This window comes from Ruegeria sp. BG10 (assembly GCF_056538575.1).
The window spans coordinates 342,415-368,637 of sequence record NZ_JBQFTI010000002.1 but is presented as its reverse complement, the minus strand read 5'-3'; the positions used below and the strand labels follow the sequence as shown (position 1 = coordinate 368,637).

17 protein-coding genes are annotated in these 26,223 nt (G+C 60.0%); 7 read left to right on the top strand and 10 right to left on the bottom strand.

Translation table 11 applies throughout. The features are described from left to right. Nucleotides 1-10 precede the first annotated feature (10 nt). Genes ACR0D8_RS12710 through ACR0D8_RS12700 form a run of 3 tightly spaced genes read right to left on the bottom strand, consistent with a single transcriptional unit; the run spans nucleotide 11 to nucleotide 2,838 of the window. A complete protein-coding gene (locus ACR0D8_RS12710; RefSeq protein ID WP_480646927.1) occupies nucleotides 11-1,321 on the bottom strand; it encodes a TRAP transporter large permease in 1,311 nt (436 codons plus the stop codon). Further along, complete coding sequence (locus tag ACR0D8_RS12705; protein ID WP_480646925.1) at nucleotides 1,318-1,809, bottom strand: TRAP transporter small permease; 492 nt, start codon at nucleotides 1,807-1,809, stop codon at nucleotides 1,318-1,320. Before ACR0D8_RS12705 ends, ACR0D8_RS12710 begins: the two co-directional genes overlap by 4 nt. Nucleotides 1,810-1,815: 6 nt before the next feature. Then, nucleotides 1,816-2,838 carry a TRAP transporter substrate-binding protein gene (locus tag ACR0D8_RS12700; protein ID WP_480646923.1) on the bottom strand — a complete coding sequence of 341 codons (1,023 nt, stop codon included), beginning with the start codon at nucleotides 2,836-2,838 and terminating at the stop codon, nucleotides 1,816-1,818. 149 nt (nucleotides 2,839-2,987) lie between these two features. On the opposite strand from ACR0D8_RS12700, the gene ACR0D8_RS12695 reads away from it, so the two are divergent. Next, nucleotides 2,988-3,470: a MarR family winged helix-turn-helix transcriptional regulator gene (locus tag ACR0D8_RS12695; protein ID WP_480646921.1), complete on the top strand. Its 483-nt coding sequence runs from the start codon at nucleotides 2,988-2,990 to the stop codon at nucleotides 3,468-3,470. A 381-nt stretch (nucleotides 3,471-3,851) separates the two neighbouring features. Then, entirely contained in the window at nucleotides 3,852-5,285 is a 1,434-nt protein-coding gene (locus ACR0D8_RS12690) for an oligosaccharide flippase family protein (RefSeq protein WP_480646919.1), read from the top strand. Between the two features lie 15 nt (nucleotides 5,286-5,300). On the opposite strand, the gene ACR0D8_RS12685 is transcribed toward ACR0D8_RS12690, so the two are convergent. Continuing rightward, the gene (locus tag ACR0D8_RS12685; protein ID WP_480646917.1) at nucleotides 5,301-6,848 is read right to left on the bottom strand and encodes a GMC oxidoreductase; all 1,548 of its coding nucleotides are present in this window, start codon (nucleotides 6,846-6,848) and stop codon (nucleotides 5,301-5,303) included. 348 nt (nucleotides 6,849-7,196) lie between these two features. On the opposite strand from ACR0D8_RS12685, the gene ACR0D8_RS12680 reads away from it, so the two are divergent. Then, on the top strand, nucleotides 7,197-8,348 hold the full coding sequence (locus ACR0D8_RS12680) for a glycosyltransferase family 4 protein (RefSeq protein ID WP_480646915.1): 1,152 nt from the start codon (nucleotides 7,197-7,199) through the stop codon (nucleotides 8,346-8,348). Nucleotides 8,349-8,366: 18 nt separating this feature from the next. On the opposite strand, the gene ACR0D8_RS12675 is transcribed toward ACR0D8_RS12680, so the two are convergent. Continuing rightward, entirely contained in the window at nucleotides 8,367-9,488 is a 1,122-nt protein-coding gene (locus tag ACR0D8_RS12675) for an NAD-dependent epimerase/dehydratase family protein (RefSeq protein ID WP_480646913.1), read from the bottom strand. Nucleotides 9,489-9,732: 244 nt separating this feature from the next. On the opposite strand from ACR0D8_RS12675, the gene ACR0D8_RS12670 reads away from it, so the two are divergent. The 3 genes from ACR0D8_RS12670 (at nucleotide 9,733) to ACR0D8_RS12660 (ending at nucleotide 13,798) form a co-directional block, all read left to right on the top strand. After that, nucleotides 9,733-10,302 carry a DJ-1/PfpI family protein gene (locus ACR0D8_RS12670; RefSeq protein ID WP_480646911.1) on the top strand — a complete coding sequence of 190 codons (570 nt, stop codon included), beginning with the start codon at nucleotides 9,733-9,735 and terminating at the stop codon, nucleotides 10,300-10,302. 451 nt (nucleotides 10,303-10,753) lie between these two features. After that, nucleotides 10,754-12,181: a hypothetical protein gene (locus ACR0D8_RS12665; RefSeq protein WP_480646910.1), complete on the top strand. Its 1,428-nt coding sequence runs from the start codon at nucleotides 10,754-10,756 to the stop codon at nucleotides 12,179-12,181. 24 nt (nucleotides 12,182-12,205) lie between these two features. Beyond that, the gene (locus ACR0D8_RS12660; protein WP_480646908.1) at nucleotides 12,206-13,798 is read left to right on the top strand and encodes an EF-hand domain-containing protein; all 1,593 of its coding nucleotides are present in this window, start codon (nucleotides 12,206-12,208) and stop codon (nucleotides 13,796-13,798) included. An 83-nt stretch (nucleotides 13,799-13,881) separates the two neighbouring features. Here the strand turns inward: ACR0D8_RS12660 and ACR0D8_RS12655 are convergent, their stop codons facing one another. The 3 genes from ACR0D8_RS12655 to ACR0D8_RS12645 all read right to left on the bottom strand — a co-directional run bounded on the left by ACR0D8_RS12655 (nucleotide 13,882) and on the right by ACR0D8_RS12645 (nucleotide 17,327). Then, nucleotides 13,882-15,612 (bottom strand): hypothetical protein, encoded by a 1,731-nt coding sequence (locus ACR0D8_RS12655; RefSeq protein ID WP_480646906.1) that lies wholly within the window; start codon nucleotides 15,610-15,612, stop codon nucleotides 13,882-13,884. Between the two features lie 100 nt (nucleotides 15,613-15,712). Beyond that, the gene (locus ACR0D8_RS12650) at nucleotides 15,713-16,438 is read right to left on the bottom strand and encodes an MBL fold metallo-hydrolase (RefSeq protein WP_480646904.1); all 726 of its coding nucleotides are present in this window, start codon (nucleotides 16,436-16,438) and stop codon (nucleotides 15,713-15,715) included. Nucleotides 16,439-16,460: 22 nt separating this feature from the next. Then, a complete protein-coding gene (locus tag ACR0D8_RS12645; RefSeq protein ID WP_480646902.1) occupies nucleotides 16,461-17,327 on the bottom strand; it encodes a gamma-glutamylcyclotransferase family protein in 867 nt (288 codons plus the stop codon). A 49-nt stretch (nucleotides 17,328-17,376) separates the two neighbouring features. Between ACR0D8_RS12645 and ACR0D8_RS12640 the strand changes: the two genes are divergently transcribed. After that, on the top strand, nucleotides 17,377-22,596 hold the full coding sequence (locus ACR0D8_RS12640; protein ID WP_480646901.1) for an AAA family ATPase: 5,220 nt from the start codon (nucleotides 17,377-17,379) through the stop codon (nucleotides 22,594-22,596). A gap of 27 nt (nucleotides 22,597-22,623) precedes the next feature. Here the strand turns inward: ACR0D8_RS12640 and ACR0D8_RS12635 are convergent, their stop codons facing one another. Together ACR0D8_RS12635 and ACR0D8_RS12630 are read right to left on the bottom strand one after the other, a co-directional pair. Then, nucleotides 22,624-23,955 (bottom strand): hypothetical protein, encoded by a 1,332-nt coding sequence (locus ACR0D8_RS12635; protein WP_480646899.1) that lies wholly within the window; start codon nucleotides 23,953-23,955, stop codon nucleotides 22,624-22,626. Between the two features lie 4 nt (nucleotides 23,956-23,959). Beyond that, entirely contained in the window at nucleotides 23,960-26,158 is a 2,199-nt protein-coding gene (locus tag ACR0D8_RS12630; RefSeq protein WP_480646897.1) for an alkaline phosphatase family protein, read from the bottom strand. Nucleotides 26,159-26,223: the final 65 nt, after the last annotated feature.

Here is a 26,223-nt window from a genome sequence, read left to right as displayed (position 1 = left end):
CCTGACACATTCAGATCGACAGCAGCAAGGAAACAGACGGGAATGCGATAAGCAATGCCAGACGAAGGATGTCGGCCACCCAAAACGGCAGAATCCCCGCAAACATCGTCCGGATCGGGATATCCGGCAGGATCGTCCGCAGTACGAATACGTTCAGTCCGATGGGTGGCGAAATCAGGCTGATCTCGGTCACGACAACTACGATGATCCCGAACCAGATGGCCACTGCCTCGGGGCTCGACAACAGGCCGTCTCCGAAATCCAACGCCATGATCATCGGAAAGAAGATCGGCACCGTCAGCAGGATCATCGACAGGCTTTCCAGAAATGCGCCCAGCAGAATGTAGATCAGGACCAGCACAAACATCACGACAAAGGCATTGACGTTCAGGGACTGCACAAAGCTCAGGATCGCGTCGGGCAGGCCCGCAAAGCTGACAAAGTTGGAAAACACCTCGGCCCCGATGACAATCGCGAAGATCATGGCGGTGGGCCGGACCGTATCGATACCCACCTGAATGAGGTCGGGGAACCTCAAACCTCCCATGCCAATGGCGATCAGCAGAGAAAGGAAGGCACCCACAGCAGCGGCTTCGGACGGGGTAAAGAACCCGCCATAGATACCGATCATGATCAGGGCAAACAGCCCGACCACCGCACAGACCCCGACGATATCCCGCGCTGTCAGTGGATTATCGTCGGAACCCGCAGGTGCCAGTTCGGGCTTTACCTTTACCGCCGCAAAAACCGCCGCCATGTAAAGCAGCACGCCCAACAGCCCGGGAAGCAATCCTGCCAGGAACAGCTTGGCAATATCCGCTTCGGTGATGATGCCGTAAATGATCAAGATGACCGAAGGCGGGATCAGAATGCCCAATGTCCCGCCGGCCGCGATGGACCCTGTCGCAAGGCTGTCGGCGTAGCCGACCTTGCGCATGGATGGCATGGCCACCTTTGACATTGTGGCAGCGGTGGCAAGCGACGATCCGCAAACCGCGCTGAACCCTCCGCAGGCCACCACCGTCGCCATTGCCAGACCGCCGTGCAGATTGCGCAGCAGTCGTTGCGCGGCGGCGAACAGGGAATGGCTGACACCCGATGCAGTCAGCAGGTTTCCCATGAGAATGAACAACGGAATGACCGACAGGGTGAACGAGAGGACCGTGTCAAAGGTTGTATTGCCCAATAGGGTAAAACTCGCCTTCCAGCTGCGCAGCAGGGCAAACCCGACCGTACCGACGCAGATCATGGCAAATGCAATTGGCACCCGCGCCAGAACCAGCAGAAACAGGACGGCGATACCCAAAAGTGAGGCGATCATTCATCAGAGCCTTTGAAAAACGCAACCGCCGCGGCAAAGACCGATACGGTGCAGGCCGCAGAAACGAGGAATGCAACCAGATAGACAGGGATGGATAGAGAGTTCGTCACCGTGCCCCGCTTCTGCAGCTTTGCGGCGTGTTCCCAGACCTCCCACGCCATGGCTACAAACGTGCCGGCCACGATGACGAAACCAACGAGAACCAGAACTCTGGACATCAGCGCGCGGGACGGCAGCGTGAGGAGATCGACTGTCACATGTTCGTTGGAAGCGGTGGTCAGGGGCATGGCCAGAAACACCAGAACAGCAAGACCGATTTCCGTCAGCTCAAACGCGCCTTTTATCGGGCTGTTGAAAACATAGCGCGCTACCACATCAGCGGATGTCAGCAGCATCATCGCCAGCAGGACCACCACAGAGCCGACGGCCATGGCGCGGAACAGCATCACGCTTTTGCGCGGACGGGTCGCCGTGTCCTGCTGGCGCATGACGGTTCAGTTTCCGGCCTGAGCGCGCATTTCCTTCAGCGCAGCCGTCCCGTCAAACCCGGTGGCGGCCACCGCTTCGGCCCAGGCCGCTTCGTGCTTGTCCGCGAAACCGCGAATGGTGTCGAGAACCGCATCCGGCGCTTCGTAAACCTCGACCTGGCTTTCGGCCACATATTCGGCGCCCACGGCATCTGCTGCATCCCAGGTCCTGCCGGCAAGCGCGGCAAAGGCTTCACCGGATACGGCTTCAATCGCCGCCTTGTCAGCGTCCGAGATATCGTCCCAGCGGTCTTCATTCATGATCAGGAACCAGGACGTGTTATACATGCCGCCCGGAATACGCATCGTGTGGGTCACGTGATCTGTAAGCTTGAACGCCTTCAACGCTTCCATCGGGAAAGTGACGCCGTCGATGACGCCGGTGGACAATTTCTCGAACACCTGACCGGGGCCCATGAACTGTGTGGTGATGCCCAGATCTGTTGACAGATCTGCAATATACCCGCCCGGGGTACGAATTTTCAGACCGGCGAAATCGTCGGCAGTTTCGATCTTGCGCTGGTTATTATGGAACATGCCCGGCCCGTGAACGAACAGGCCAAGCAGCTTGGCGCCTTCGTGTTCAGCCTGTGCATCCAGATCCCCGGCATAAACGTTCCAATATGCCACAGACGTGTTTTCCGCCGAGTCCCCCAGAAACGAAAACTGCCCGATCCGCGAGCGCAGGAACCGGTCGTCGCGGGTAAAGGAATGCAACCCATAGGTAATATCCGCGACCCCATCCACGGCCAGATCATAATGCGCCGGGGGCGGGCCAAGCGGTTTGGGAAGAATACGCACGGTCACCCGGTCCTCGGTGGCTTCGGCGACGGAATCGGCCCATGGCTGGATGACGTTCGCAACGACCGGATGCTGCGGCGGCAACCATGAAGACAAGACAAACTCTTCGGCTGATGCGACCGAAACGGTCAACCCGGTGCTTATCAGCGTGGCTGTCAGAAGTCCGCCGATCTTGGTTCCAGTGATCATGTCATTCTCCTCCCCAGAGATAGCAGTGCCCAGATTGCAACTAGTTACTATCGAAACTATATTGCAAGTATTGGTTTCATGTGCAACGATGTCAACTAAAATCACGACAGCCTTTGCCATCCGCATTTGTGGTTGGTGGGAGATACCGCATGGGACAAAAGTCGAAGATTGAAACCTACGAACCAGCCAAACCGGCCGAGCTTGATCTGAACAGTTTCTTTCCCTATCAGCTGCGCCGGACCTACGCCGCCGTGAACGACCTGGTACGTGCCATCCACCAGGACAAGTTTGATCTCAGCTCAGCCGAATGGCGGGTTCTGGCAATTCTGGTGCGCGACCGGAAGATCACCAACCGCGAAATCGTCGCTGCCGCGACCATCGACAAAGTTGCCGTCAGCCGCGCCGTGGGAAAACTGGAAAGCCGGCACTTGCTTGAACGGCACCCAAACCCCGACGACGGCCGAAGCGAACTGCTTACGCCATCGCAAAAAGGGCTGGACCTGTACAAGGCGATGTCCCCCCATCTGGCCGCACTGGAAGAGCAGATCCTTGGCGCATTAGCACCGGATGAGCGAAAGACACTGACGAAGATGCTGGGCAAGCTTGAGCAGGGCGCGCGTGCGCAACGGTGACTTGGGGCAGATGGATATAGTCCGTGTGCCAAAATGCAGGCTGTCCGCAGGATAAATTCCCGCCCCGAACGATCCCTCGGTTCCGACATAGGTGCTTAGTGGACCCGGAGTGTTCTTAATTTTGCAACAGAGTCGGCGAATAAACTGCGGTTCCAGTTCTTTTCGGGAATTTGAAGGCTTTACGCGTATATTCCTGTGCTTAGAAAAGTAAGAACCATATTTGATGAGTTTAGTGAGTAAGGCATGGGACAACCAGCCCCGGTGGCTGTGACTTCAGGATGACAGAACAAGCGCTGAAATTTGACCGGAGCGGATCGCTATGATTTCTGCCAGCGACCGGGACGCCACATTGATACCTGATCCGTGTATGGAGTGCGGCGGATGAACCGGCATTTCTCGCGAAATGTGGCCTGGATCACCGGATCCAGCCTGGTCGAGAACCTGACCGGGATTTTCGTCTTTATTCTGGTGGCCCGGATCATTGGTGCCGAGGCTTTTGGCATCGTCATGATGGCCTTCGCCTTTGTATTCATTGGCGAGGTTCTGGTTCGCGACACCATGACCGAGGCGATCATCGAGCGTCACACGATCGAGGAAGGGCGGCTTGAAGGCACATTCGTCGCCCTCATGTTTGTCTCGCTTGCCATTGTCGGCCTGTTGATCCTGTTTTCGCCGGCGATCGCCGCGCTATACGGCCAACCAAAGGTTGCCGGTTTGCTGACAGCTGCAAGTCCGGCGATCCTGTTTCTGGGCGCTGGCGGAGTATCCAGCGCCATCCTCAGACGCAACCACGATTTCCGGATCATCGCAATTCGCAACGCGGTGGCCGTTGTGGCGGGCGGCATTGTGTGCATCACGCTGGCGGTCAATGGCTTCGGAGCCTGGAGCCTGGTCGGGCAGCGATTGGTGCAGCTTGGCGTCAACTCGGCGATCTCGATTGTCGCCGCGGGCTGGTTGCCCAAGCGGATTCCGACACGCGCCGATCTCGCGCTTGTGCACGGGCTGGGCCCAAACACGCTTGTCCTGCGGACATCCTCACTGGTCATCGTCCACACACCGACCATCGCACTGGGCCTGACAACCGGCCCCGTCGCGGTCGGTCTTTATTCCTTCGCGTTTCGGCTGGTGGAGTTGTTGACGACACTGGTTTCGTTTCCGCTGAAAGGCGTCGCACAGTCGAGCTTTGCGGAACTGCGCCGCCAAACGGGTGACACGGCGCGCTTCCTGCTCAACGTGTCCCAGATCGCGGCGCTGATTGCTTTTGTGGCCTTTGCCGGGCTGGCCGTGGTCGCAAAACCCGGCGTTCTGCTGACTGTCGGTCCGGACTGGACCGGTGCCGGACAGATCCTTCCGCTGATGTGCCTTATGGGGGCAGTGAATGCGCTTGTCGCCATACAAGAGGCCTATTTGCTGGCCCATGGCAAACTTTCGCGGTTTCTGGTTGCCGCAGGGATCGAGGTCGCGGTTGGTTTCGCCCTGATTGGTGTCGCGGCGCAGTTCGGTTTGTTTGCCGTCGCGGTCGCTGCCACGACCCGAGCCGTAATCGCGTTTCCGATACGTTCGAATGTAGCGCTGGCGACCGAGGCCATCGGGTGGCGGCGTTATCTGGCGAAGCTGGTCGCACCCTTGCTGATCTCTGCCGCAATGGCTTTGGTCGTGCTTGTGTGGCAACAGCTGGTCGGTGGGTCCTTGGGCGTTGCGGCGCTGTTTTTCAGTTCCATCGGCATCGGAGGATTGGCGTTCTTTGCCCTGATGCCCGTCGCCATGCCCGGCTCCATTTCCCAAGCGTTGCGGATGATCCGTGGCGAGACGTAAGCCAAGGAACCGCCACTAGGCCAATGTGGCAATCCGGTGCGCGTTGGCCATGACTGACAGGGTGATTGTGCTGGCCGGGATCGCCGGCATGACTGAGGCATCGACCACATATGTCCTGGTGGCGCCGTGCGGCCGTCCGAGTGTGTCGGTGTCGCCCAGCCCGGGATTATTCTTCATGGGCAGGGTCGCGCCGCAATGAAAGCTTGAACCCGGCAGGCCGATCTGACCCGCCTTGGTAATTGCGATCAACCCTGCGGGCCGCAGGTATCTTGCCATTGCGCGCCGGATTTGGCCAACCCGTTTTCCAAAGTCCTCTGCCTCTTCGACCTCTGCGCTCAGACGTCGCTCAGGATCGCCTGGCGCGGGCCGCAGGTGAATTTTGGCACAGTGGTCCGAGTGCAGGAAGCTCTGCACGACAATCAAACGACGCGCGACGCGGTCGAATACCGGCCGCAACAGGCCAATGCCATGCCCATATTTGTTGAACATTTCGCGCGCGTAGAAGTCATTCCAGCCGTAAAGCTGCGAGTGTATGGTCCAGGGGGATATCGCCTGGTCGCGCAGTTCCACAAACGCTAGCGCCAATGTGTGATGGGGTCCGGACCCGATATTTCCCGCCCCCCAGGTCGCCAGATGAGGTGTGAACATATGCCGGCTGTCGCGGAGAACCACGCCGCGCCCCGCCAGTTCGCCATTGCTTTCAAACATAAGCCGCGCGGTTTCGAGCACGCCGGTCGCGACAAAGACGCGCGCGCCTGAAATCGGCGAACGCCCGTCCGCGATATCCAGTGTTACGCCGTCTGCGCCTTCGCGAATTCGAACGACTTCGGCTTGTTGGTATGCAATCCGGCCTTCCCGCAGGTGGGCGGCCATTTTAGCCGAACTGTTGAAAATCTGACCGTAGGGGCAGCCGTACAGGCAAAGCCCGCAAGCGCGGCAATCGGGTCCGGCCGCCTGACGCGCGGGACCCGGCCAGTACTGTGCTCCGCCCGGTGTGGTTTTCGGTTTCAGGCGGCGCAACAGCGTCCTGGCCTGTCGCGTGGCGGGTAACAGATGCGCAAGCGGCAGGTCGCCCGAGGCCAGAATGTCGTCGAATGAGGCCGCGCTGCCGGCAACAGACACCAGCGACGCGACCTCGGCATAATGTGGTTTCAGATCGGTCGCGGTGACGGGCCAACCCGCCAGATCATCAGGAGCCCAGGGCAAAACTGCCGACCCCCACACATTGCTCAGGCCGCCAAAAGCCCGCGACGACTGCAACACCACATCAGGGTTTTCGGGAAACACCACTTCGTCCCGCGCGCGCAGCGCAAAGCGTGATCCGAAACGCGCCGCACTGTCGGTGATATCAAGCTGACGGGCACGGAGTTCAGTCAGCGTGCCCTGATCCCAGCCTTCCGGTTCCGTCGCACCCAGAGTATCGCGGAGCGCGGCGCGGTTCGGTTCAAGCTTCCGACCCGCATCCACAACGGTTACTTTCCGGCCCCTCGCCAACAGACCCTCAACCGTTGCCAGCGCCGAGGGACCAGACCCAATAACAATATCGGTCAGCCCCTCCGTCATGGATACCGTCCATGCGGGCCGTTCCCGTCATCAAAAATGCGCTTCGTTTCCAATGGTTGGCGCCTGTCTCAAAAGTCCGGACCAGATTGTAGATCGGATACCATATGTCAACCGCCTGACTCCGGCCGCATCGGCAGGTGGCGGTTGGGGATGGGAGGTGTTGCATATTGTCGGAATTGCCGGCCCCTGTCTGGAAACATTTTGCCAATCTACGTGCCATTGTTCACTTTGCAGAGCACGTGCGAAGGCGCTTTCCCCTGCGCCTTGCAACGCTGTGCGACCTGTGAAAGTGATGTAGATACGCAGCGATTACCCGCGCGCAGTTCTGATACGGCCGGAGAAAATCCCATGACGACCGAACAGTCGCAAAATGGTGACCAGCCACCTCTGTCGGTTCTTCAGATCGGCACGCAGTTCAACCTTGGCGGCATCCCAAGGCACATGCTGGCGCTGACTCAGACATTGCGCGAACTTGGACATAACATCACGCTGTCGGGCAACGCAGGCGTCTGGTACGGGGGTGATGACGACGACGGCTTTCTGCAACTTCCAATACGCTATGTGGCCAGCGAGGGGGGGGGCATCCCCGCGCGACTGAAACACCTTGCTCATTCGGTTCTTGGATTGCGCCGATGGCTTGGGCGGAACCGCGTCGATCTCATCCACGCGCATGAATCGGCACCTGCGTTGGTTTCGCTGATGGCCCGCACAGGACGGCGCATTCCTGTTGTGGTGACCTATCACGGCTCCGAGCCCGAACGCGTGAAGACGTTTTCCCGCGTTGCCAGGCACTGCGATCTGGTGATCACGCCCAGCCATGCCTCGGCGCGGGACCTGATCGAGATCGGTGGAATCCCCGCAGCACAGGTTCAGGTCCTCGGCCTCGGCGTCAAACCGGCACCGGTGGATTCGGCCGAAGCGATTGCCGCCGTGCGGCAGAAATATCTTGGCGACGGCGAAAAGCTTATCGTGACCGTGGCGCGCCAGTCGCACCAGAAGGGCATCGATATCCTGATCGAATGTGTCGCTCGCATGAAAGACAGCCATCCGGGTTACCGGTTCCTGCTTGTCGGTGATGGACCACTGGAAGAAACCTACAAGGCGCTGGCGGCGGAAAAAGGCGTGCTCAGCCATCTGACCTTTGCGGGCCGCACCGAACAAGTGCATCTCCACGTGCGCGCGGCGGATGTGTTCGCCCTGACCTCGCGCTACGAGGCGCTGCCCTTTGTCATTCCCGAAGCCTTTCAGACCGGAACCCCGGTCGTAGCGACCGCCTGTTCGGGGGTTGTCGAACTGGTCGATGACAGCGTCGGGCGTGTTGTGCCCGTCGGTGATGTGGCCGCGATCTGCAATGCGCTTCATTCGGTTCTTGCGGATGAGGCCGCGCTAGAGCAGATGGGGGCCGCCGCTCTGGAAAGAAGCCGCGAGGACAGGTTCAACCCGGATTGGGTCCACCAGCAATTTATCGACACATATCGAAGGCTGGCCGCGAACCGCTAGCTCAGGTGGTTCGGTCCGCTATTTGTAATAAGCGGCCACGTCTTTCATCCGGTCCTGTATATCGGCACCGCGCGTAAGACCCAGCTCAGCTTTGGCCCGGGATACGTCGATTTCACCGGACGAGGTGTAAAGTTCGAACAGGAAACGATCGGGAAACTGCTCGGCTGTGCCGCTTTGACGATACTTGCGGAGCTTCCGCCCGACCATGTCGATGGTGTCGTTTCCGACGATTGTTCGCAGTTTCGAGCTCACGCGGGCCGCAAGGCTCGGCCCCTGATCGACCGGCCCATTGACCTGCGGCGGAAGCCGGGCCTCCATTTCGGCGAAGGGCCGCGTTTCCACCGTTCCGGTGCCAAGCGCACTCGACAGCGCCCGGTAGTAATCTGGCCAGGTGATCGGTGATGGATCGGAAATCAGATAGGCGCGAACCCCAGGTTTCTCTATAGCACCCGCGTTCACGGCCGCCCTGGCCAGATCGTCCACGTGGACAAGATGGCACAGGCCAAAGGGGCGCCCGGCCGGATGATCCGCAGGCGCATCCGGAACAAGGATCGGCCCGGATCTGAGGCGTTCGACGACGGCCTCGCTCCACATCCGGCTGCCTGGCCCGTAGACAAGCGTGGGGCGCAGCAGGGTTGCGGATGCCAGTTGCCCGTTATGGACGGCCTCGGCAATCAGGTTTTCCATGGCAATCTTGGCACCACGATAGCTCGAACCAATGTCCGGCGCGGTTATCGGAGCATCCTCGACAAGCGCTCCGGAAGGCCAGCCATCATGGACGACAACCGAGCTTGCGTGTACAAGATTGCGCACACCTGCCTCGGCAATTGCGTCCAGAAAACTGCGAAAGGCCGACAGGTTATCCAATCCCGAAGCGCGCAAATCATAGGCAAGGTGAAACACCGTGTTGACGTCCTTCAGCGCCGATCCCGGGCTGCTGATGGAGCCCCGCGAAACCTCAACCCCAAGCTGCGAAAGCGCGCCGGTGCCCGGGCTTCGCGCCAGCGCACGTGTGCTGGCCCCGGATTTTATCAGGCATCGCACAACCGCGCGGCCGATGAAGCCGCTCGCGCCGGTCACCAGAACCGGCGCGTCGCCCTGCGGCCATTTGGACGTGCTATTTGCGTCTTGCTCGGTCATTGTCGGCCCTTTCCGGTCAGCCCCTTCCGGCAACTGAGCCCCACTGCCGCGCCCGATGCAAGGAAAACCGGCAAGCTTCATCGCTGCTTGGCGTGTGTTTGGCCCGGCGGATGCCCCGATTTCGGGTTACAGAGTTCTTTGCAAGTTTCGCGTTCCGCTTATCCTGCGTGACGGGAGAAATTGGTATTGCGGACTTACTGCGTTCACTTTATGTTCTGCTCAGGTAACAGTCGGACACGTATTAATGACAAAGATTGCGGTATTGCTGACACAGGGATTTGCAGACTGGGAATACGCGTTGATCGGCGGAGCCGGCAGGTCTTTTTACGACCTGGATGTTCAATATTTCTCTCCCGACACCGGAGAAGTCAGTTCAATGGGCGGGCTGCGCGCCTTCGTATCTCAGGATCTGGATGCGCTGTCAGGCTGGAAACCGGATGTGGTCGTGGTTGTTGGCGGCACGATCTGGGAAACCGCGGAAGCACCAGAAATCGGCCCCCTTCTCGCCGGGCTGCATGAGGGCGGCGCAGCGGTTGGCGGGATCTGCGCCGGGACGCTGGCTGTGGCTCGCGCGGGGCTACTGAACGACGTTCAACATACCTCGAACGCAGCTGATTTTCTGATCCAAAACGTTGAGGACTATCAGGGCGCTTCCCGGTATCAGGACAGCGCATCGGCGGTCTCTGCCGGCCGGGTCATTACGGCACCGGGCACCGCACCCGTGAGTTTCACTGCGGCCGTGCTGGAGGCGGCAGGTGTCCCGGATGAGGCGATTGCGAAGTTCAGGGGCGCCTTGTCCGCTGAACACGGGTAGACTGCGAACAGCAAGTTCGCGCCGCGCCCAAGGGGTTGGGTTTCTCTCACATCACTACTGTCAAAACAAATACTCTCAATCAGGGGTTGAGCACTGACGGCAAGCGTGCAATGCTCCTACCTATCTGTTTCCACAGTGTTTTTTGTATTGCGCGCAGCTTATGAGATTAAAATCGGTATAACCCGAACATATGCGCCATTACGTTCATAGTTTTGACTGGGTGCGGTTTGGAATGACGCGATTTAGTGGCCGGCTTACGGGCAAATTCAGCGGGCTTTGCCGAAAGAGGTTTGAACATTGCCTAAGCATCGCACTGGCCGCGTCATTCTGCGTTGTGCATCCTGCGCAGGCTCAGAACAGTTGCGGGTATCCAGGCGGGGCCGCACCCCGACAGGTTGAAACCGTCGCTCTAGGTCCGCCCGGTTCGGGCAGTTTCCACGGAGGCGGCGGGTTGGATACGGTCGCGCTGGACGGGCCGACCCATCTGGTTGCCGGACGCGGGCGTCTGGAATCGGTCGAGCGGATTGACGTGGAAAACGGACAGTTTGACACGGTGGTGGTGCTGGGCGATCTGCTGAAAACGGCCGATGAAGGCGAAGTGGATGTGCGCGCCGACTGGTTCGACATCGTCATCGTTGATCCAAGGCTGCAATGGGAACGTACCCCAAGCGAGTCCTTTGCCGATGAATTGCTTAAAACCCGGATCGACGGCATCCACTTGCAAGTCCGGGTTCCGATCGGAACCTATGTCTTAACGGGAAGAGACAAACCTGCCCTTGTCGCAACCTCGAGCCCGGCCGGAGACTTCGTCTGGGCCCCGAGCATGGTTGCCAGTTCGCAACCCAAAACGCTCAACGCGGGGCCGCAGGAGGTCACGCTGCGGTGGGCAGAGGCCGGGATCGCGCAGCCAGACCTGTCTGCTTTTCAAACCGGGGTAAGGCGGGTCAATCTGGACCTGCAGAATGACGCTGCCAATATCGTCGAAATTTCAACGGCTCAATTGTACAGCCGGGATATCGACGAAATTCATCTGAAAACGGATGCCATCGACCGCGTTTTTGTGTCTGATCCGCAGTGCTGGACGCGTCAGGGCCATACGGATACCGATCTTGCCCGGCTGAGCTCCGAACACGACAGCGGTCGATCCGCCGAGATACACCTGTCCCGATTCCATTTGTCCCGCAACAGTTACGGACGAAACCGGCACGGGCGCGCTGAAAACCCCGGTGTCTGGCACCTGAGCCGTGACGCGCAAAAGGCACTGGATGCGATCGACTTGCGAAATGGCGGGAAGGACTTCCTTATTCTGCGCAATGATGGGCGGTTGCGGCGCGCCACAACCGCCCTGATCTTTGGCGACCCCGGCGACGAAGTATGGCTGGACGGCACGGCGGGCTGGTCGATTGGGTTCGACGATCTTGGGCTGACCGCGCGGCTACCGGCCGATTTCCGGAACGCCCCGCTTATAATCGGCGTCAATCCCGGGGTTGTCTTGCGACAGATGCCTACGCCGGCTTTTCTGGGCAACCCGGCGCTGCTCGACCTTTCCCACTATCCGGGTTCCAGGAACGAATCCGATTTATCCAAAACGCTTTACGTCACGCGGGGCGGCTATGTCGGGTTTTCGGCTGAACAGTTTGCCAACCGGCAACTGATCGACCTGACCAATGGGGCCCAGAACATATTGCGGCTGCACCCGGATGATCTGGCCAAGGCCGCGTCCAGCGTTGAGATTCAGGGCGATTCCGATTTGGACATCCTGTTTGCCGGGGAAATGCCCGCGCCCGAAATTCAGGCCGACGGCACCTACGTCTGGCGACTGACCCGCAACGGCGCCACCCAGACCATCACCTCTAAACTGCTGAATGTTATAAGATAAAACCAGGTTTCAGGGATTTTCACCATGTTCCAAGACCCAGACACCGCGACTGACCAAAAGGCCGGCGGGATTGGCCGGATCACCCTGGCGGCCTGTGCCGCCCTGATGCTATCGGTCAGCGGATCACCGGCACAGGAGCAGGATGACCTGTCCGCCTTTGCCAACCGGCTGTCCCCGGACATACTGAAACAGTTGGGGCGGGCAAAAGGGCAATACCTGCAACAGGCGGCGACGCAGATCTACTCCTACGCCCCGGACGGCGTATTGACCAAAGACGCAATCGACATCGTCGAACAACAGCACGCCGCCAAGGCCCGGGCCAATCATCTGACGGCCATTCTGGGGCATGACCTGAACGGGGATTTCCGGATTTCGCAGGACGAAATCCAAAAACAGGCCCATCTGATCAACCAGCACACAAAAGGTCAGCTTGCACTGGCCTTCGCGGGGTTCGACGCCGATGGCGACGACATTCTGACCGCGGCAGAGCTGAGCGCCTTTTTCGACAGTCTGGGCACAAACCGCTTTCGCCGGGAGCAGCTGGATCAGTATCTGGCTTTCGATTTCAACGAGGACGGTCAGGTAGACGTCGCCGAAATCTCGATGGTGGCCAACGCGATCAACCCGGACGTTCTGGAAGTATCTGCCAAAAGGAAAACGTCGCGAAAGAATGCGATCACGGCCAGGTGCCTGGCTCCGGCAGTGCCAAGCGGGCATGACGTCGTGCTGGTGTCGGGATATCAGGGGCCGGCCACGTCCAACATTGCCTTAAACGGGCAGGACAGCACGACAACGGTTGCCCCAATCATCGTGGAACCGGGCGACACGCCGCTTTATGTGTTTGCCGTCGCGCGCGGCCCTATCGTCTGGAAATTCGAAGGTGCCACAGATCGGATCAAGCAGATCGTGGTTCAGCCCGGCAACCACGCGGCCGGACCCGGGGCGGCGGTTCACGGTGTGGATGCCAAGGCTGTCACCTTTGTCGCGCCGCGCAGTTGTGTGGGCAAATACACCAGCAAGACAGGGCCGGAACTAAATGCCCTGACCAAAGAGCTTTCGGCAAAGCTGTCGACCCGGGTCGCGTACCCGGTCGCGACCTACACGCTGGATCATGTTCAGATTCCGTCTGGCATTCCGGCCGAGGACCGGCAAGCGGGCGCCGGACGGCCTTACCGGACACCGGTGGACATTTCCGTTGGGTCGAACCGGTACCGTTTGGACGTGACGGGCATGGTCGCGCTGGACGCCGAAGGCAACCCGAAATCCGAACCCGGCCCTGAGCGCCAGACCATTCGTGAGATGATCCGCTTTTTCCGCGGCGGGTTGACGCCTTTTTCCGCAGAAGAACTGATCGCGCCCGCCAAAGTTGAACCCTATGACGTGCTGCCGGATCAGGCTGGCCTGCTGCAACTGATCGCTGATGGCAAACTCCAGGTCCTGCCGAACAGAACCTACCGTATTGTTGCGAACATTCCCCGGTATCCTGCGGGGCTGACCGGCTCACATCTGGTGACCTTTGTGGTTGCCGAAGGGGTGCAACTGCCGCCGGGACGCCCCGGCCATTCCTCGGTTATCCTTGAGGAAACCGGCACCTGCATTATCGGTGCAAGATGCTGAAACGGCTCAAAGGTGGTTAGAGCAAACCCTGCTTTGGAACCGGCGGGGTCAAAACCTGCAAAGGCTTTGTCCCCCGCCGGAGTTCAATAGGACACTTTCAGGGTGTCCCCATCGATCACAAATTTCGGGCTGGCGTGATGTATCTCGTTCGCCTCGAACGCGTTTGCGTCCAGATCGGCCATATTCGGGGCCTGCAGAACGGGATATTCCACACCCGGCTCGAAACTGTGTCCTTTGGGGAAAGTAAAGAACATCCGCACCGGCGACAGTTTGATTTCCAGCGCTTCTGCAACGGTCAGAGTGGTGGGGTCCGTTCCCAACTGGATATTCACCACACCATTGGTCAGGTCCAGTTGGCCAATGCGCAGCCCGCCCTTGTGATCGCTGACGTCCAGCGTGCCGTTGCCGAACAGGCGGATCTTCGCGGTTCCACCGGAGGAGCTGTCAGAAAACTGAATTTGCCCCCCTGCCCCGCCATGGGTTCCGCCATAGGCAATCAGCGTAGCATTGCCCGCCGTTCCGGTATCCGTAAAGGACGTGTATCCGCCCTGTTGTTCCGGCGTATCGCTGCCCAGATTGAAAATCGTGGCATTCCCGGCGGTTGGCGGTTGGTTTGGCGCGCCGGTGCCGTATGAGGATTCGAAGACTGTAAACCCTCCTGCCTGCCCCGGATGGTTCCAGATGGTCGCGTTGTCAGCGCTGGAAAAGAAGGCGTTCGGCGGCTTGATCGAAAAGATCGTGTGACCGGCGGTCGAGGCGCTGTTCAGGGCGCTGCCGAAGTTCAGGATTTTCGCGCTGCCCGCGGTGGCATAGCCAAAGCGGGCGGTGAATTCGGTATGTCCGCCGCCGCCGGGGCTGTCCTTAGTAGCACCGTAATTGATGTATGTTCCCTCACCCCCCGAGGCGCCCGCGTTCTCCATTTCCGGGAAATTGGGGTTGTTGTTAAAGCTTGTCACGCCGCCATGCGCGCCGTCGATCGTGGCCGGATAATTGTAAAATAACCCCTGACCGCCCGTCGCCGCGCCGTCAAAGGCGACATCCCCGCCATTGGCCCCTTTCCAGTCGGCATTCACCGCCGCTCCGCCGTGATTGAGATACGTGCCCTGTGCCGCCGAGGAATAGTCATAGAACTGGGTATTGCCACCATCGCCGCCCGGCACCGTTCCGCCACGATTGATGAAGGTCGCGCGATCGGCCGAGGCTGCCTGATGAAACACCGCATTCGCGAAAGTATCCCCGTCACTGCCCAGCGTACCGAAGATCGAGAATGTGGCGGTTCCGGCGCGTGCACGCTCGCTGAACTTGACGGTGCCACCAAGGGTGCTCTGACTATTTGGGGGGCGCGCTTTGCCGGTTCTCAGGATAAAATAAGCCGCCCCTGCGCTGGCATCGTCGTGAAAGGCGATGGTGCCACCGCCATAGGTCGTCTCCAGGTCGGGCGGACCTGCGTAAAAGCTGACCGGTCCCTCGCCTGCCGAGGCCGAACCGGTGAATTTAAGCTGCGGCTGATTGTAAGTGCCGAAAGATGCCACGACAAAGCTCTGCGTGTTGAGCGAGCGGTTCACGATGCCCGCGCCGGTGATGGTCAGGGCAGGCTGCTTGCCCAGATCCCGCACAGTGAAGGAATAGGGTGCGGCGGTTTCGGCAAACTCGATTTGTTCGATCTCAGCCGCGGACTCGGCTGCGAAAGTGATCGTTGTCCGGGATGAGGCGTCGAACAGGGCACCGTTGTCGGGAACCTGTCCCGCGTCCCAGTTTTCCGCCGCGTTCCACTGATCAGATTGCGGATTGGCCTTCCAGCGAGATGTCGTCACGATCCGTCCCCTTCCGAAATTGAAGTTTCAGCCGTCGATCCGGCTTTCTAATGATCATCGCGCGCGCCCTTACCCGACGCGAGGGCGCAGGCGCGATGCCTTAAATGTCAAACAGGCGCTGGAATGTTGCCGTGTAGGCCGCCGAAGCACCGTCCAGCACCGGCGCGCCGTGACCGCAGAACACATGCCTGTATTCCAGCATCGCAAGGCGACGGAAATCCTCGGCACCGGGTTCCGCGACCTGTCTCCAGACCGGGCCGACATTCGCCGGGGTGAAAAAACCCATCCCGGTCATCATCTCGGCAGAGTCGTTGCTGAAAAACTCATCCGGCGCCAGATAGTTTTGCAAGGCATCGCAGGCGATCAGCACTCCGCCATCGCGGTCCAGCCGGAAAATGCATTCGGGCGTCTTTGTGGTTTTGAAGGTGAACAGTTCGGCCCCGGACACCGGCAGCGGGCCGCCTTCAACAAGCTCTTTGTCCATCGGCACACCGTCCTGCCCGGCACCGGGCTGCGCCCAATAGGTCGCGCCGAATGTGTCGCGGTAAAAGGCGTCATCGGCACCGTGCAACCCGCCCACCTGCACCACATTTGTGATCCGACCGAGGGCCTCCAGCGCCTTCAGCCCGTCCTCGGACAAGCGCACCGCATTGAACAGCGTCAGCTGATCACCCTCACGCAGGACAGTCATGTTGCGGCTGAACTGCCAGTCGATTTCGTTGAAATGCATCTCGCGCGTGCCGGTGACGAAAAAGATGTCCTGCAATGGTTCCGAAATGGCACCATGTGGTGCCGCAGCCAAATGCTGGGCGTCCGAAAGACTCATAATATTTCCCCCAAAAAATACGCTATCCTAGCCTTTTTTCCGCAGGCAGGGAAGTATAGTCGAACTGTCCCACATAGGCGTACTCGTCGTCGAAAGCGTGCAGATAGGTGTTCAGACAATCGCGCTGATCCGGGCGCAGGCGGCCAGCCAGAACATCCGCAAGACGTTCCGATCCGTCGCTTGTGTCCAGACGTTTCAGCAGGAACAGCGTCACTTCCTTGCCACCGAACCAGTCCTTGCCGATGGATTGGGCCGCGCGGGCGCCGGACATGTCAAACACCGATCCCGCAAGCGCCGTCAGATGCGGCGCCAGCCTGGTATGGTCCAGGCGCAGGCCGGTCGGCGCGGGTTCGAAGGGGGCCAAATTCGGGGGGCGCAGGACAGGCCGCGCGTCCAACTCGGCGATATAGGCGGGGTCCAGCCCAGCGTCGATGGCACCACGGGTCAGAATGTTCAGATACCGCCGGGTCGGCCGGCAGGCATCGTTCACGAACTCCGGCAAGCCGACATAGGCCAGCGCCCTTTCCGCGCCCTGCACGGTGTCAACCGTGACCTCGACCCGGTCGTAGCCGACGCCATAAGCTTCCATCTTGTCCAGCGCCGCAAGGTCGCTTTCGTCGCAGCAATGCAGAACCCCCAGCACCCGATCGCCGGGCGCGCCGGTGCGTTGGATATTCCCGACCCCGCCTTCGTGACGAAAGAAATGTTCGACATTGAATGCCAGCCGCCACCCGCTCAGCGCCGCCGCGCGCGACGCGGACGGGATGACCCCCTTGGCCCTCAATGAAGTAAAATTCATATTTGAGCCGTATCCAAAATACTTAATCAAGGCTATGCTCTGAACCGGACCCGCTTTGCGCAATATGGCAGCCTGCGGGGTCCGAGTCATAGTTTAATTAATTGGTGCATTTGAAGCTTGCGAAAAGGTAGTTTCTGCCTTGAATGCTGAAATAGCCGGATATCAGATCGAACAACAGATCGAGGCCTTCTACTCGAGCACGCTTTTCCGTGCCCGCAACAGCCGGAACGGACAGCCGGCGATCCTCAAGACCCTTTCCGCCGAATTTCCCGATACCCGCGACGCGAAACGGTTGGAGCGGGAATACTGGCTGCTGACCGAGTTCGGGGAAGGCGACGGAGTTCTGCCGGTCTCGGGCATCCATTTCCGCCGCAACGGAACCCCGGTCATGATCAGCCCGGCGACCGGCTGGCCGCTGTCGCATTTCCTGCGCGAAAAGCGCGCGGCCACCTGGCCGCTGGACAGGATCCTCGGCATCGTCATCGACCTGACCACCGCGCTGAGCGCCGTCCATGACCGCAACATGGTGCACAAGAACGTGGCCCCGCAGAACATCCTGCTCGATGACTCCGACTGGAGCATCCGGCTGATGAATTTCGAAATTGCCGCGGCGCTGACGCGCGAACATCAGGGCCGGGTCGCCTCGAAACTGGTCGAGGGCCATCTGCCCTATATCTCGCCCGAGCAGACCGCGCGGATTTCGCATGATGTCGACTACCGGTCCGATTTCTATTCGCTGGGCGTCGTATTTTTCGAGTTGCTGTTCGGCCACCTGCCTTTCACCGCAGAAACCCAGCTGGAATGGGTGCATGCCCATATCGCCAAACTGCCGTCCATCCCCGACGACGCCGGGGCGCATGTGCCCGCGCCCGTCATCCAGATCGTGCTGCGTCTGCTCGCCAAGGACCCCGAGGACCGCTATCAAAGCTCATATGGGCTGCTGCATGATTTGCGGCATTGTCACCGGCAATTGGCCGACACCGGGCGGGTCGCACCGTTCGAGATCGCGCAGCGCGACATTTCCGAAACGTTTCGCGTCCCGCAACTGTTGCTGGGTCGTGATGCGGAGCTGGCTTTCCTGACCGGACTTCTTCGCAATGTCGAACGCGGACCGACCGAGCTGTGCCTGATTTCCGGCAGTTCGGGCGTCGGAAAATCCGCTCTGGTGGACGCGCTCAACAAGCCGGTCACTCAGGCCCGGGGGTTTTTCCTGCGCGGCAAGTTCGATCAGTTCGAACGCGCCAAACCCTATAGCGGCATCGCCGCCGCCTTTTCCGGGCTGGTACAGGAATTGCTGGCCGAACCGCCCGACCGGCTGGCCATGTGGAAGAAAACCATCCTGGACGCGCTGGGGCGGAACGCGCAGGTCATGCTGGAAATCCTGCCGGGGCTGGAGCAGATCACCGGACCTCAGCCCCCGGTCCCGGCATTACCGCCGACTGAGGCGCAGAACCGGTTGCAACTGACGTTCCTGAGCTTTGTCAGACGGCTGGCCAGTGCCGATCATCCGCTGGTACTGTATCTCGACGATCTGCAATGGGCCGATGCGCCGACGCTGAACCTTGTGCAGAAACTGGCGACAGCGCGGGATGTCGGCCATTTGTTCATTCTGGGCGCCTACCGGGACAACGAAGTTGACGGCAATCACCTGCTCAGCCTGATGCGCAACGATGTCACCAAGCTTCGCGAGGTGCACGATCTGTCACTGCCACCGCTTGCTCTGCCCGTGGTGAACCAGATCGTTGCCCGCACCTTCCGTACCGACGAACAGGAAACGCAAAAGCTGAGCGCCGAGCTGTATCGGACAACCGAAGGCAACCCGTTCTTTGTCAAAGAGCTTTTGCAGTCCCTCTTCGATGACGACATGATCCGGTTCGACCGGGCGCGCGGCCGGTGGCAATGGGATCTGGCCGCGATCAGCCGGGCCGAGATCGGCGACAACATCGTCGATTTTCTTGTCGGCAACCTGAACAAACTGCCCGAGGACACCAAGGACACGCTGCGCATGGCGGCCTGCATCGGGCACGAGTTCGACATGGCCAAACTGTCGGTGATCCATCAGCGCTCCAAGGAACAGCTTGGGCTGACGCTGATGAGCGCACTTGCAAGCAATATCATCTTGCCGCTGGACGACAGCTATCAGCTTTTTGATCAGATCGCCGCCCAGACCGCCGGCAAGGCCGACGCCACGATGAATCCGCGCTATCGGTTTCAGCACGACCGGCTGCATCAGGCCGCTTATGAGCTGATCGACGCGGCCGACAAGCAACCGGTGCACCTGTCGATCGGCAGGCTGCTGCAGAAAGAGGTCACCGACGAACCACCCGAGGAACGCGCGGTCAAGATCGTCCGCCACCTGAACGAGGCGCAGGACCTGATCCGGGAGCGGCAAGACAAATGCGAACTGGCGCGCCTGAACCTGACCGCGGCGCGTGTGGCCCATGACGCCTCATCCTATCATGTGGCGCTAAACTATCTGCGCGTGGCCCGGTCGCTATTGCCCGAACATCCATGGCGCGACGCCTATGACCTGACAAAGGCGCTGTCTTCGCTATATGCGCAAACCGCTTATCTGAACGGGCTGCATGCCAAGGCCGATGCCGAGATTTCCGACGCCCTGGACAACCTTTGGACTCCGCTAGAAAAGGCGCGGGCTCTGTCGATGCGAACCCGGCATTATTCGACGCTGGGCCGCATGCGGGAGTCCATCGATGCGGCCCTCGAAGGGCTGGCCCTGCTGGGGATCAGGTTCACGGCGGATGTGTCGCAGGCCGAACTGGACGCCGAGATCGCCGAGATATCGACCAACCTTGGCGGCCGTCAAATCGCCGATCTGATCCACGCCAACCGCATGACCGACGACAAGATGACCACGGCGATCGGATTATTGATGGAAATCTTTCCCGCCGCATTCCTGTCGGGCGCGGGAAATCTGTTCCGCCTGCTGGTCCTGAAATCGGTCAATCTGTCGCTGAAATACGGAAACTCGGCCGAGACGGCCTTTGCCTATTCTTCTTACGGAATGTTGCTCTGCGGTGGCATGAACCGCCCGGCCGAGGCGCTGGAGTTTGGCAAGCTCGCGCTGGCGATGAACGAAACCTATGACGACATCGCGCTGAAATCCCGCATCCTCTACGTCTATACGATGTTCATCCATCACTGGAGCCATCACTGGACGACCATGACCGACTGGTTCAAACGCGGGCTTGAGGCCGGGTATCAGTCCGGCGATCTGCTGTATCTGGCCTATAACGCACAGGACTGCATCATCTGGGACCCGCGGCTGGATCTGGAAACCGCGATTGCCGAACAGACCCGGTATCTGATGATCGTGAAAGACTGCAACTATGCCGACAGCTACGATTCCGGCAGCCTGTTCCTGCAGATGCTGCAGAACTTTGCGGGCAACACGCGGGACATGTTCTCATTGACCGATGAGGCGTTTGATGAGGAAGCCTGTCTGCTGCGGATGCAGGACCGCAAATTCATGACCGGAGTGGCGAATTACCATATCTACAAAGCCGAAGTGCACTGCATGTATCGCGATTTTCAGGGCGCCCTGCCGCATGTGACCGCGCAGGAACAAATGATGGACAGCGTCATGTCCCTGCCGCAATCCGCCCGGTTTCGGTTCATCGCCTTTCTGACCTATGCCGCGATGTATGAGGCCAGCCCCGAGCCGGGGATTTGGCAAAAAATGACCCCACACGCGGATCAGATGGCCAGTTGGGCGCAGCACTGCCCCGAGAATTTCCAACATCTCAACCTGGCCATACAGGCCGAAATGGCACGGCTGCGCGGCAATAGCGTGGCGGCTTTCTCGGATTTCACCAAGGCAATCTCCAGCGCCGGGGCAAACGGCTTCACCCGCGATCAGGCAATGATCCATGAACTGTGCGCCGTGGCCTTCCAGCAGATCGGACAGACCCTTGCGGCCCAGGCTCATATCAACGCCGCCCGCCACCTGTATGGCCTGTGGGGCGCCAGGCGGAAGGTCGGGCAACTTGACAGTCAGAACCCGACGGTTTTGCCTGGTGCACCTGACGGGCAAGCCGGTGGGGACCGCGAGGATAACCAGTCAGCCTTCGCCATCTCGCACAGTGCGCTGGACCTGCAGGCCGTCATGAATGCGGCCCGCGCGATCTCGGGTGAAATCGTGCTGGACAACCTGCTGTCGCGCACCATGCAGATATTGCTGGAAAGCACTGGCGCGCAGCGCGGCGTTTTCCTCAGCCAGAATGACGGCGATTTGTGGGTCGAGGTTGAATGTATCGCCGAGCCAGGCGGTCTGACCACGCGGGACGACCGGTTCCAACCGGGGCCGGACACAGTGCCGCTGTCGGTGGTCAACTATGTGTCGCGCACCCGCAAGCCGCTGGTTTTGGACGACGCATCGGCGCTGCCGCGCTACAATTCTGATCCTTATGTAGCCCAAAACGGCACCCGGTCTGTCATGTGCGTGCCGATCATCCGGTCGGACCAGTTTGCCGGCATTGCCTATCTGGAAAACGGTCTTGCGGCCGGCGCCTTCCCCGAAGCCCGGGTTTCGATTGCCGAATTGCTGGCGGCGCAGGCGTCAATCTCAATCGAAAACGCCAAGCTTTACGACGGGCTGGAACAAAAGGTCGAACAGCGTACCGCCGAGCTGAGTCAGAAGACCAACGCGCTGGAAGCCGTCGCCAACCAACTGTCAAAATATCTGTCGCCGCAGGTCTACCGTTCGATCTTTGACCGCGAGAAAGAGGTCAGGCTGACCTCGGAACGCAAACTGCTGACGATCTTCTTCTCGGACCTTGTCGGATTCACCGAACTGGCCGAGCGGATGACCTCGGAAGAACTGAAGTCGCTGCTCAATCACTACCTGTCTGAAATGTCCGAAGTGGCGCTGTCCTTCGGGGCCACCATCGACAAATATGTCGGCGATGCGATTGTCATCTTTTTCGGCGACCCGGAAACCCGGGGGTCGGACAATGACGCGATCGCCTGCGCCGAAATGGCAATTGCAATGCGCGACCGGCTATCGGCGTTGCGCAGGGAATGGCGCGACGCCGGTATCGAAAACCCGCTGGAATGCCGCATCGGTATTCATACCGGGTACTGCACCGTTGGGAACTTTGGCAGCGAGACGCGGATGGATTACACAATCATCGGACGCGCTGTGAACCAGGCCTCGCGACTTGAAAACGCAGCGCGCACCGGCGGCATTCTGATTTCGCAGGATACCTATGACAGGATCAAATCCCGCATCGACTGCGTCCCTTGCGGGGCGATCGACCTGCGCGGCATCGCCGAGCCAGTCCAGACCTATGAAATCCGCGGTGTGAAGCACGATGCGGCGAGCGACACGGAACCCGAATAAGGTGACCGGGAAGCAGACGGCGTTTCGTCACCCATCTTGGGGATGCTTCATGCTGTTCTTAGGCCCCGGCGGCGGCCCGATTTTGCAGCTGCAAGGTGCATTATCCGCCCCTTCGCACCGCTCCATCGCCTGATCGAACGTATATTTCGGGTGCGGCGGCGGCCCGGCGCAATAGAACAGATCCATCTGAGCCAGGGCGCACATGACCTGCGCGTCCCGCGTGTCGGCGGGTTTGGGCGGGCCGGTGCCGTCCGTGTTGCCGAACCACCGTTTGCAGGCCCGCGCCCTTGCCTCCTCTGGCTCGATATCCGGGGTCTGAGCGTATTCATACAGAAACGAGGCGGCCACCAGATCCTGCGCTTCATACATGCGGATATCGGGAATTTTCCTGGCGTGGTCGGTGCATTTTCCGGTCACACCAGCCGCGATCATGTGATTGGCGATCATATAGGGCGTCTCGCGCGGGTCGTCGGGGGACAGCCGCACCTTGCCCACTTGCAATACCGGTGTTTCCGGGGTGCCGTTCTTATCCGTGGGCATGTCATCCTTGAACGCCACCCGGAACCAGCCGGGCGCCTGCGGGTCGTAAAGCGGCGAACCGCAGACCAGCAAAGGCAACGTATGGCGCTGGCCGGTGGCGTTGGGCCCGTTCAGATACAGGCCCAGCATCGTGCGGATATAGGCGCGTTCAGGCGGACCATCGAAAAACCCCGAGGCCATCATGATCGGAAAATAGTCGTTGGGATACTCGCTCTGCCCCGCGCCGGGGGCGGCGATGGGATTCACGTCCACGATGGTCCGGTAGAAACTTACCTCATCGGCGGGAATGCCACTGGCGCGCAGCACCGTGTCCCAGCGGTGCATGGTCATGCATTTCAGGAATGTGCCCTGCTGCAAAACCTGCCATGGCGGGTAGTGCATCAACAGCAACCCCCTCTGCCCCATCACGTTCAGCCCCAGCGGTGGAAACAGATGCCATTTGCACAGACCGTCATCCTTGTCATTGTTGACGGGATAGCCCGCCATCGGGTTCCAGACCCCAAGCTCCTGCAACAGCGCCTTGCCCACAAGCGCCTTGCCCGCCGCACCGGGCGCCAGCAGCTTTTGGTGATGTTCCCCAAACTGCGCCAGCGCCGCCTCCGGCGCGTCCGCCGTGAGCGAGACCCAATACTGCCCTTCGGACCGGGTGACCGCGACCTTGGCCGCCGCGAAACCGTCCGCCTCAAGCGAGTTCCGGGTGTAATGGGCGATGACGCTTGCGCGGTCGGTCAGCCCGACATCGCGATTTGCCAGATCCGCGGGCGGAAACAACTCGTCCAACAGATCGGTTGCGCCCAAGGAATAGGAATGGCGTGCCACCCGATCAGCCCCCGGACCCTTCGGGCGGAAAGTTCTTGTCATATGGCGGGGTGAATGCCGGTTTGTCCGAGCGCGGTTCTTCCAGTTCAAAGACCGACTCGAAGGTCGGCGCCATCTGCACCCGGTCGCCAAGCCCCCAGCGGGCCCGCGGGATGCCGTACCATTCCAGCACGGTCGACAATAGCGAGGTGCCCTCGTAAGGGGTCGGCTGACCGCTGCGGAACACGGTGTTGGCCTTGACGTGTGGCGAGACCACGATTGTCGGCACGCGCGGCCCAAGCACATCGTATTTGAACCCGTCGTTTTCATCCTGCGGCCAGGCGGGCTGTGCGGCGGGCGTGGCTTCGTGATCGTAGAGGCCACCGCCCTTGCTGAAGGTGATCACCAGTGCGGTTTTGTGCCATTGCGGCCCGTTGCACAGCGCTTCGTATATCTGGTTCAGCGTCCGTTCGCCGGGCACCATGTCCCCGGACGCGCCGGGGTGGTACGAGGTCGCCCCGGTCGGCGCGATCCAGGCCGGTTCGACAAACGAGAACTTCGGCAGCATCCCCGCCTTGGCATCCGCGATGAACGCGTTCAGCGTCTGCACATACTCGTACTTGCTCGCATCCACGCTGGGCAGTTGGTTGCGCATGTACAGATGGTAGGTGAAGACTTGTTTCTCCCACTCGACCGAGTAGTAGATTTTCCAGTCATTGTGGCCGTTGTTCTGCAGGACCTTCCAGATTGGCTGCCGCAGGGGTTGGTCGGCATATTGGGTATATTGCGGCTCGCCCTCGCAATTCACCGTGATGTTGTAGTTTGATCCCGACAGGGCAAATCCGCGATTGGCCACTGTTCCGCCCGGCATCGGCGAGAACCAGTAATCGCTGACCGCAAAATGCTCTGCCAAACCGTTCAGAACCGGCAGCTGGGTCGGACTGAAGGACACCATCGCCTCGGGGCTGACGTTGTTCGACACGAACCCGCCCATATCCGGAACCGCACCGCTCTCATAAGCTGAAAATCCGCCGCTGTATTGCTGATCTATGCAGTCGGCCGTGGCGTGGAACGGATCGATCTTTGGCGAGGACAGCACGATATCGGCGCTCAACTCACCTTTGTTGTACTGATGCACGGCGTAGTTTTCACCGTCATAACTGTTGGTATGGGAATAAGAATTCGCCTTGAAAGGCGGTTCCGCATTCACATAGTTCAGATGCGGCGCGTCCGCCTCGTAAAGCCAGCCCAGAACGCTGTCCATTGTCCGGCTTTCCAGCATATAGACGACCACATGTTCGATGTTCGAACGCATGAAATCCATCGTGCCCGGCACCGCCGCCCGCGCGGCATCAACCGGAACCTCGGTCTGCACAGGGGTCAGATCGCCGGTAACGTCAAAACCCTGGGGCAGCGTGCCGGATTTCAGCGGACCGACAAGGGGGTCGGACCGAAACGGGTCAAAGCCCCACAGCCGGTAGCTGCTGTCGCTCGTGGCAATATCCAGAATGAATTCACCCAGCGCGATCAGCCGGTGAGAGGCGTCCATATCCGCGCGTTCGCCCTCGGATATCGTGGGCAGCGCCAACGGGTGCCAGTTCTGCGGGTCAAAATTCCACACGCGGTATTTCGAGTGGGCCGGAATCCACTCCAGCACGTAATTGCCCATCGGCAGCAGCTCGCTGCCTTCTCCGATCTCGGCAAAGGCATCCTGCGGACCCATTGCGTTCGGCAGCGGATCAGGGGGTTTCACCGGGCTGGGTGCCGGGTCGAAATTCCACAGCATATAGGTTCCGCGGGCCGCGGTCGGCATATAGGCCATGACATATCCGGTCATCGGCACAAGCTGCACGATATCCGTGTCGCTCGCGTCCCAAGTGTAATGACCGAAATACTGCCAGAACTTCGTTTTCTTCCACTTGCCCGACTGCAAGGGCGCCACGTTCAGCGGGTCGGGCAGCGTTGGATCGAACCTGAATAGGTCATAGGCAACATGGGGTTTATGCGCGTCCTGTAGCGGCGCCAGATCGTAGGCGAACATATAGCCCCCCACCGGGCACAGCTTTTTTCCCGCGGCAAATGATGCCCCCGGCTCCAGCTCCATTGGCTGAAACAGGTCCGGCAGATCCGAATTCATCCGCCAAAGCGCATAACTGTCGCCCTGGGCATTGTGGCTGATGACATAAGTTGGGGCTGCGTTTGCGATAAGGTCCTTCTCGGTCATGGTCCGTCCAATCGATACAAGGTTAAAACTTTAAAAATTGAGATTTGGGAAACGATTTGTTGACC

What these genes read in the sequence shown, in the direction of transcription:
- ACR0D8_RS12710 (WP_480646927.1), bottom strand. Translation starts at nt 1,321, where the DNA reads ATGATCGCCTCACTTTTGGGTATCGCCGTCCTGTTTCTGCTGGTTCTG.
- ACR0D8_RS12705 (WP_480646925.1), bottom strand. Translation starts at nt 1,809, where the DNA reads ATGCGCCAGCAGGACACGGCGACCCGTCCGCGCAAAAGCGTGATGCTG.
- ACR0D8_RS12700 (WP_480646923.1), bottom strand. Translation starts at nt 2,838, where the DNA reads ATGATCACTGGAACCAAGATCGGCGGACTTCTGACAGCCACGCTGATA.
- ACR0D8_RS12695 (WP_480646921.1), top strand. Translation starts at nt 2,988, where the DNA reads ATGGGACAAAAGTCGAAGATTGAAACCTACGAACCAGCCAAACCGGCC.
- ACR0D8_RS12690 (WP_480646919.1), top strand. Translation starts at nt 3,852, where the DNA reads ATGAACCGGCATTTCTCGCGAAATGTGGCCTGGATCACCGGATCCAGC.
- ACR0D8_RS12685 (WP_480646917.1), bottom strand. Translation starts at nt 6,848, where the DNA reads ATGACGGAGGGGCTGACCGATATTGTTATTGGGTCTGGTCCCTCGGCG.
- ACR0D8_RS12680 (WP_480646915.1), top strand. Translation starts at nt 7,197, where the DNA reads ATGACGACCGAACAGTCGCAAAATGGTGACCAGCCACCTCTGTCGGTT.
- ACR0D8_RS12675 (WP_480646913.1), bottom strand. Translation starts at nt 9,488, where the DNA reads ATGACCGAGCAAGACGCAAATAGCACGTCCAAATGGCCGCAGGGCGAC.
- ACR0D8_RS12670 (WP_480646911.1), top strand. Translation starts at nt 9,733, where the DNA reads ATGACAAAGATTGCGGTATTGCTGACACAGGGATTTGCAGACTGGGAA.
- ACR0D8_RS12660 (WP_480646908.1), top strand. Translation starts at nt 12,206, where the DNA reads ATGTTCCAAGACCCAGACACCGCGACTGACCAAAAGGCCGGCGGGATT.
- ACR0D8_RS12650 (WP_480646904.1), bottom strand. Translation starts at nt 16,438, where the DNA reads ATGAGTCTTTCGGACGCCCAGCATTTGGCTGCGGCACCACATGGTGCC.
- ACR0D8_RS12645 (WP_480646902.1), bottom strand. Translation starts at nt 17,327, where the DNA reads ATGACTCGGACCCCGCAGGCTGCCATATTGCGCAAAGCGGGTCCGGTT.
- ACR0D8_RS12630 (WP_480646897.1), bottom strand. Translation starts at nt 26,158, where the DNA reads ATGACCGAGAAGGACCTTATCGCAAACGCAGCCCCAACTTATGTCATC.